At 67.4% G+C, this 7,551-nt stretch carries 5 protein-coding genes; all 5 read left to right on the top strand.

The window, feature by feature from the left end:
- Window positions 1-334 precede the first annotated feature (334 nt).
- From DBV14_RS25470 to DBV14_RS25450, 5 genes are read left to right on the top strand one after another with little or no spacing between them, the layout of a single operon-like run.
- Window positions 335-2,668, top strand: coding sequence for a type VI secretion system Vgr family protein (locus DBV14_RS25470; RefSeq protein WP_124463373.1), 2,334 nt, complete (start codon window positions 335-337; stop codon window positions 2,666-2,668).
- Between the two features lie 11 nt (window positions 2,669-2,679).
- Complete coding sequence (locus DBV14_RS25465) at window positions 2,680-3,078, top strand: DUF3592 domain-containing protein (RefSeq protein WP_124463371.1); 399 nt, start codon at window positions 2,680-2,682, stop codon at window positions 3,076-3,078.
- A complete protein-coding gene (locus DBV14_RS25460) occupies window positions 3,075-5,789 on the top strand; it encodes a DUF2169 domain-containing protein (protein WP_124463369.1) in 2,715 nt (904 codons plus the stop codon). Before DBV14_RS25465 ends, DBV14_RS25460 begins: the two co-directional genes overlap by 4 nt.
- Window positions 5,786-6,877 (top strand): pentapeptide repeat-containing protein, encoded by a 1,092-nt coding sequence (locus DBV14_RS25455; RefSeq protein ID WP_124463367.1) that lies wholly within the window; start codon window positions 5,786-5,788, stop codon window positions 6,875-6,877. Before DBV14_RS25460 ends, DBV14_RS25455 begins: the two co-directional genes overlap by 4 nt.
- On the top strand, window positions 6,874-7,539 hold the full coding sequence (locus tag DBV14_RS25450) for a DUF3540 domain-containing protein (protein WP_124463365.1): 666 nt from the start codon (window positions 6,874-6,876) through the stop codon (window positions 7,537-7,539). The genes DBV14_RS25455 and DBV14_RS25450 overlap by 4 nt, the downstream gene beginning before the upstream one ends.
- The last annotated feature ends 12 nt before the right edge of the window (window positions 7,540-7,551 follow it).

Below are 7,551 nucleotides of genomic sequence, written 5' to 3'. Positions count from 1 at the left end.
TGGTGTACCGCTGATCAACGACCACTCTGATGACGCTCACGCGGATGGTGTGCTCTGCGCAGCGAAATAAAGGAGGAGCGAAGCGGGGGACATTCGCGGAGCAGAGCACACCGTCGGCGTGGGCGTCGCCCCGAATGACTTGAACAGCAGCGCTGACCAACGAACCCAACGTAGCCACAAGACCACCGACAGACGGTCTCTATAAGTGCTTAGTTTGCACCCCGTTTTCAGAGGGAAAACGTACCTTTTGCGTCATGTATGTGACATACGGAATTTCTAGACTGGCGCTCAAAGGCTTGCACCCGCAAAAGCCGCTGAGCCAGGGAAATTCTGAATGCCGCGTACCGTTCTCGTCCATACCGTACTGAGCGCCGAACAGCTCAAGTTTCGCGCCATGCGGGGACAGGAAGGCCTCTCGCAACTCTTCGAGTTCGAGGTCGACATGGTCAGCACCAGCTTCAACCTCGACCTGAAGACCCTGCTCGGCACGTCGCTCACGATCGAACTGGCTGACGAAGGCGCGGCGCGCTTTCTCAACGGCACTGTGGTGCGCTTCGAGCTGGTGGGCCGCGCCAACGAAACCGGGCGCCACTATGTGTACCGCGCGCTGGTGCAGCCCTGGCTCTGGTACCTCACGCGCACCACCGACTGCCGAATCTTCCAGAACAAGAGCGTGCCCGAAGTGCTCGACGAAGTGCTGGGCAAGTACGGCTTCGACTTCGAGAAGCGCCTCACGGGCAGCTACCGCGCCTGGGAGTACTGCGTGCAGTACCAGGAAAGCGACTTCGCGTTCGTCTGCAGGCTCATGGAACATGAAGGCATCGGCTATCACTTCGAGCATTCGAACGGCTCGCACAGGCTGGTGCTGGCCGACGACAGCGGCAGCTACCGCACGCTGCCGGGCCACGCCACCATTCCCTACCGGCCGCGCGACCGCATGGTCAATGCCATCGAGCCCTGCATCGACCGCTGGCGCGTGTCGGAGCAGATCACCTCGGGCCGCGTCATGCTCGACGACTTCGATTTCAAGAAGTCGCGCGCCTCGCTGCAAAGCGTGCAGCAGGACCCGAAGAAGCACGACTACGCGAACTACGAAGTCTATGAATGGATGGGCGGCTACAGCGAGCACCAGCAAGGCGACAGCTACGCGAAGATTCGGCTGCAGGAGCTGCAATGCGCGCACGAGCTTGCCTCGGGCCACACCAACGTGACGGGCATGGCGCCGGGCTACCTCTTTGCCATGACGCACTGCCCGCGCGAGGCCGACAACCGCGAGTACCTGGTCACCGAAACCCGCTACGACCTGCAGGAGCCCGAGTACTCCACCGGCGGCAGCAGCGAATCGGTGTGCGAGTTCGATTTTTCGGTGCTGCCGTCGAGCGTGCCCTACCGCCCCCGGCGCAAGACACCCAAGCCGCGCACCAACGGCCCGCAGACGGCCACGGTGGTCGGCCCTGAAGAAATCTGGACCGACAAGTTCGGCCGCGTGAAGCTGCAGTTCCGCTGGGACCGCTACGGCCAGGCCAACGAAAACAGCTCGTGCTGGGTTCGCGTGTCCAGCCACTGGGCCGGCTCGGGTTTTGGCGGCGTGCACCTGCCGCGCATCGGCCAGGAGGTGGTGGTCGACTTCATCGGCGGCGAGCCCGACCGGCCCCTGGTGATCGGCAGCGTCTACAACAACGACCAGATGCCGCCCTGGGACCTGCCGGGCTCGGCCAGCCAGAGCGGGTTGCTGAGCCGTTCGGTCGCCGGCACCACCGAAACCGCCAATGCCTTGCGCTTCGAGGACAAGCCCGGTGCCGAGCAGATCTGGCTGCACGCCGAGAAGAACCTCGACACCGAGGTCGAGGCCAACGAAACGCGCCACGTGGGCGGCAGCCGCACCACCACCATCGTCGGCAACGAGACGCTCGACGTCACCGGCACGCGCACCACCACCATCACCAAGAAGGAAACCGCCACCTACAACGGCGGCGAAGAGCGGCTGGTGAACAGCGGCGGCGTGGAAACCATCAACGGCGGACAGACCCGCACGGTGAACGGTGGCGAGACCGAAACCATCAACAACGGTGAAACACGCACCGTGAACGGCGGTCGCACGGAAATCGTGAACGGCGGCGAGACCCGCACGGTGAATGGCGGTGAAACCGAGACCATCAAAGGTGGCGAAACACGCGACGTGCACGGCGCCACCAATTGGACGCACACCGGCCCCGTGACCACGACCATCAACGGCGTCGAGAAGTCCACCACCAACGGCCCCCGCACCGACGTCGTCACGGGCGGCGAAACGCGCAACATCACCGGCACGCAGACGGAGAACGTCAGCGTCGCCATCGTCGTGAATGCGCCCAACGTGACCTACAACGTCGAGAAGCACATCGTCCACGCGACCAACCAGGACTACTGGCGCAAGAACGTGTCCTATGGCACCAACACGCGGCACAACGTGGTCATTACCTCGTTCGACCTCTGGGGCGCGCGGGTGCAGGCGTATGCGGGCCTGAACATGCAGATCGCCACGGCCAAGATCGACATAGCCATCTTCAAGAACGCCGACACCGGGCTCGCCATGAAGCGTTCGGCATTCAGGTTCTCGCAGGCGGGCGCCGACATCAAGAGCGGTGTCCTGGCTTTGTCCAACAAAGTCATGAGCATCTTCAACTGAGAGGCGTGCACATGTCCTGGGAACTGGTCCTGTGGGCCGTGCTGGGCTTCGTCGCGCTGTGCGTGGTGGTGCACTCGGTTCAGCACAGCCGGCGCTTTCGCGCCGAGCAGGCGAACTACGAACGCCTGCAGGCACAGGGCCGCCCCGCCAGTGCCGAGGTGCTCGCGCTCACGCGGGTTTCCAAGGGCGACATCGACAGCGACATCACGCTGCGCCTGCGCATCGCCACGGCCGAGGGAGAGGTAGCGGCACACGAACAGTTGCTGGACGTGCGCGTGGCCCACGAACTGGTGGCCGGCTTCATGCCGGGCCGGCATGTCCAGGTGCTGGTGGACCCGGCCGACCCGTCGATCGTGGCAATCGACCGGCGCGTCACGCCGACCGACATTCCCATGCAGTCCCCGCCATGAAAGTCGTCAAGCCGCTGCGGCTCAGCGTGCTGAGCCGTCCCTTCGCGCTGCAACCCGGGCAGCAACGCCTGGGCGTTACCGTCATCGCCATGACCGGCATGGCGCCGGGCCAGCCGATGCTCTACCCCGACGTCGAACTCTGGCCGCTGGTGGCCGAGGAGATCGGCGCGCAGGGCGTGCTCGACCTGGGCATGCCCAAGCGCAGCGCGGAGTTCCTGGCCACCGGCCATGCCTACACCGCGCACCAGGAAACGCCTCGCAACCGGTGCGTGGCGAGGGTCCGTGTCGGCGAACTCGAAAAGACGCTGCGGGTGTCGGGCGACCGGTACTGGCTCGACGGACGCGCCACCGACCCCCTGCCCTTCGAGTCCATGCCGCTGGACTGGTCCCGCGCTTTCGGCGGACCGACTTTTGCGGACAACCCGCTGGGCATCGGCGCCGAAGATGAAACGGTGCGCGGCGTGCGCACGCGCCGCCTGCCCAATGTCGAGCTGCCCGGCTCGCCCATGCACCGCCCCGACCAACCCGTGCGGCCTGCAAGCTTCAGCGCACTCGACGTGATGTGGCCCGAGCGCTTTGCACGCATCGGCAAGGCCTACGACGCGCAGTGGGTGGCCGAGGGGTTTCCGGGCTACGCGCGCGACATGGACTGGCACCTGTTCAACGCCGCGCCGCAAGACCAGTGGTGGCACGGCGCGGACCACATTCCCGATGCGGCGCCCTACGCCATCTGGAACATGCACCCGACCCAGGCCTGCCAGCGGGGACAGCTTCCGGACTGGCGCGCGCGCTGCTTCGTCACGCGGACGGAGGGCGACGGCGAAGTCTTCGCGGAAGCGCCCATGCGACTGTCTACTGCGTGGTTCTTTCCGCACCGCGAGCGCATCGTGCTGATCTACCACGGCCTGCTCGACATTGCCGAAGACGATGCGGCCGACGTTCGCCACCTGATGCCCGCGCTCGAAGACGCCCAGGCCGCGCCCCTGCCTGCCGAGCACTACCGCGGCATCCTGCGGCAGCGGCTGGCCCCCGAGACCGGCGCGCTGCACACCTTTCGCGACCGCGACCTGGTGCCGCCCGCGGCCATCGGGCCGTGGTTCGACAACCAGTCGCTGCGCGATCGCCCGATCGGGCCGCTGGCACGCAACGCCACCCGCGGTGCCACGCTGATGCGCGAAGACATGCGCGAGCGCCTGATCGCTTCCGGCCAGGACCCCGACCGCTATGCCCTGCCCGAAGAATCCGCCCAGGCGCTGCCGGACCTCGATGCGTTGCCCGAATTCGTCGCGCGGTCCCGCCTTGCGCAGGAAGAAGCAAGGCAGCAATTGAAGGCGCAGCAGCAACTGCTGGCCGAGCGCCTGCAGGCCAACGCCAACGCGGCCGACGCAGCCGATGCAACCGGTAGCGCAGGCCCCGATGCCCCCGGCGCCCCCGGTGCCGATATGCAGCAACTGCTGGCGCTGGCCCAAGGCCGGAAGACCCCGGGCATCAAGGGCCCGCCTTCCGCCGCGATGACGCCGGGCTTCCAGTCCATGGCCGCTGCCGTGGCCGCCATGCCCGCGCAGCAGGCCGCCGACATGGCGCCGCTGGCCGGCCTGATGCAGCGCAACGCCACGGTCGATGCCTCGCTGCGCAAGATGTACCTGCACAGCGCCCACCACCAGGACGCAGCCGACCGCATGGAGGCCGAGCCGGCCGCCCGCCTGCGCGAGCAGGTGGCCGGGCGCATGGCCGCGTCGCGCGATTTCTCGGGCATGGACCTCACGGGTGCCGACCTGTCGGCCATGGACCTGCGCGGCGCACGCTTCACGGGGACGCAACTCGAGAGCGCCAACCTCGACGGCGCACAGCTCGACGATGCCGACCTGTCGCAGGCCGTGCTGGTGCGCGCCAGCCTGCACGCCGCCTCGTTGCGCCGCGCCTGCCTGGACGGCGCCAACCTCGGCCTTGCACGATGCAGCCGCACCGTGTTCGCCGGCGCCAGCCTGCGCGGAGCGACGCTCGAGCAGATGCATTGCGAAGACTGCGACTTCGACGACACCCAGTGGGAAGACAACACGCTGCTCGAGGTGCACATGGCGCGCTGCAGCTTCCGCCGCGCCAGCCTGAAGGTCGTGATGCTGTTCGAAAAAACGCAACTGCACACACTGGACTTCAGCCATGCGCAGCTGTTCAAGCTCACCCTCGTCGGCTGCAAGCCAACTGCGCTGCGCTTCACCGAAGCCCGCTGCGAAGCCTGCGTGTTCGTCGATGTGCAGGCCGACGGCCCGCTCGACTTCAGTGGCGCCACGCTGCGCACCACCTGCTTCGTGGGCCGCACCAGCCTGCGCCAGGTGGTGTTCCGCGGCGCCCATCTGCGCGAATGCAGCCTGCGCCTGATGGCATTGGCTGAAGCCGACCTGAGCGAATCGCGCCTTGAAAACTGCGACTTCTCGGAGTGCGATCTTTCCCGCGCGGACCTGTCGCGTACCGACGCACGCGAGTCGCGCTTCGTGCGTGCCGGGCTGCAGCATGCATCGCTGCGCGACGCCAACCTGATCGATGCCAGCCTGCAGAAAGCCGACCTGCGCTTTGCGGACCTGCGCGGCGCCAACCTGTTTCGCGCCGACCTGTCGCAGAGCCTGGTGGACGACAGCACCCTGCTCGAAGGCGCCTACACCCGGCTGGCCAAGGTCGTGCCGGCGCGCCGCGAGGGCGCCGCGGTTCCATGACGCCGCAACGCCTGCAGACCTTGGTGCAAAGGGGCGAAGCCATCGAGAACAGGAGCTGCCGGGGCTGGCGGCTCGACGGGCTCGACCTGTCGGGAGGCATCTTCCAGCAGGTCGACTTCGATGGCGTGAGCTGCGTGGGCACGCGCTTCGAGCAAAGCCAGTTCCTGAATTGCACGCTCAACGGCGTGGTGCTGGCCGAAGCCGACCTGCGCAGCGCCGCGTTCTCGCAAAGCTCGCTCGAAGGCGCGCAATTCAACGGCGCGCAGTTGGGCGACGCGGTGTTCCACGAATGCCGGCTTTCGGGCAGCGATTTTTCGAACGCCGGGCTGGCCGACACGAAGTTCTCGGACTCCACGCTGGAGCGCTGCCGCATGGCCGGCAGCCTGCTCGACAAGACCCTGTTCTTCCGCTCGCCGCTGGCCGAGGCCGACCTCTCGGGTGCGCGCCTGAACCAGGCCGTGTTCTTCCAGGTCGACCTGCGCAGCACGCGGCTTGCCGGGGCCGCGTTCGAGCGTGCGGTCTTCGTGGAATCGCGGCTTGCGGGGCAGGACTTTTCCGGCCAGCGGTTCCAGATGTGCCAGTTCGTCGATGCCGACCTCGAGGGCTGCAATTTCACCGAGGCCTGGCTCGCGCAATGCAACTTCAAGGGCGCCGCGTTGCGGGGTGCCGTGCTGCACCGTGCGCACGCGCCGCAGACGCTGTTTCCCGAAGCCGACCTTCGCCAGGCCGACGCGCGCGGCGCGCATTTCGACCAGAGCCTGTGGATCGACGCCAGGCTCGGCGCGGCGGACTTCAGCGGCGCGAGCCTGCAGCAATGCATCTTTCACCGCGCCGGTTGCCAGGCCACGCGTTTCGCGCGCGCCGACCTCACGTATGCCGACTTTTCCCACGCGGAACTGGGCGGCGCCGACTTCACCGACGCCCGGCTGTTTCGCACGCTGCTGCACGGCGCGCGGCCGCCCGACGCGCTGCGCGGCCATGCCGGCGTGCTGCCCGATGACCCCGAGCTGGCCGAGGCCGAGCGCTGGTCCGCGCGCAAGGGGCTGCCCATTCATCCATCCACCCTTCGAGGGAACCCGTCACCATGAACATCGCACCGCTGCGCACCTCCCCCGCCGATCTGGAACGCGCGCCAGTCCAGCGTCTGGGCCTCGTGGTCGAAGGCCTGCCTGAAGGGCTGTTCCGCGTCGAATGCGAAGACGGCACCTGGCAATGCCGCCGTGCCGCGAGCTGCCTGTTGCAACCCGAGCTGGGCGACACCGTGCTGATTGCCGGACCCGACCGCTACCGCGTCTACCTGATCGCGGTGATCGAGCAGGCCGACAGCACGCAGGCGCGCATCCAGACCCCCGGCGACCTGAGCTTTGCCACGCCCAACGGCGGCGTGCGCATCGAGAGCGCCGGCACCATCCGCCTGCAGGGCGCGGCCGACGTGGAACTGCAAGGCCGCCGCCTGGCGCTCACCGCCGACGAGGCCGACTGCAAGGTCGGCACGCTGCGCTGGCTCGGCAGCGCGGCCGAGGTCATGGCGTCGAACATCCGCGTGGTGGGCCGGCTCTGCGAATCGGTGATGGACCGGCTGGTGCACATCAGCCGGTCGTCGTTCCGCATGGTCGAGCAGACCGAGCAGCTGCGCTGCGGCCAGCTCGACTACGAAGCCAATGACCTGGCGCGCATCCACGCCACGCAGACCGTGGTGACGGCGCGCGCCGTCGTCAAGGTCGACGGCCAGCAGATCCACATGGGCTGAACAAAAAGCCCG

It is taken from the genome of Variovorax sp. KBW07, assembly GCF_003852515.1.
Taxonomy (GTDB): Bacteria; Pseudomonadota; Gammaproteobacteria; order Burkholderiales; family Burkholderiaceae_C; genus Variovorax.
This window is presented reverse-complemented; position numbering and strand designations above follow the sequence as displayed.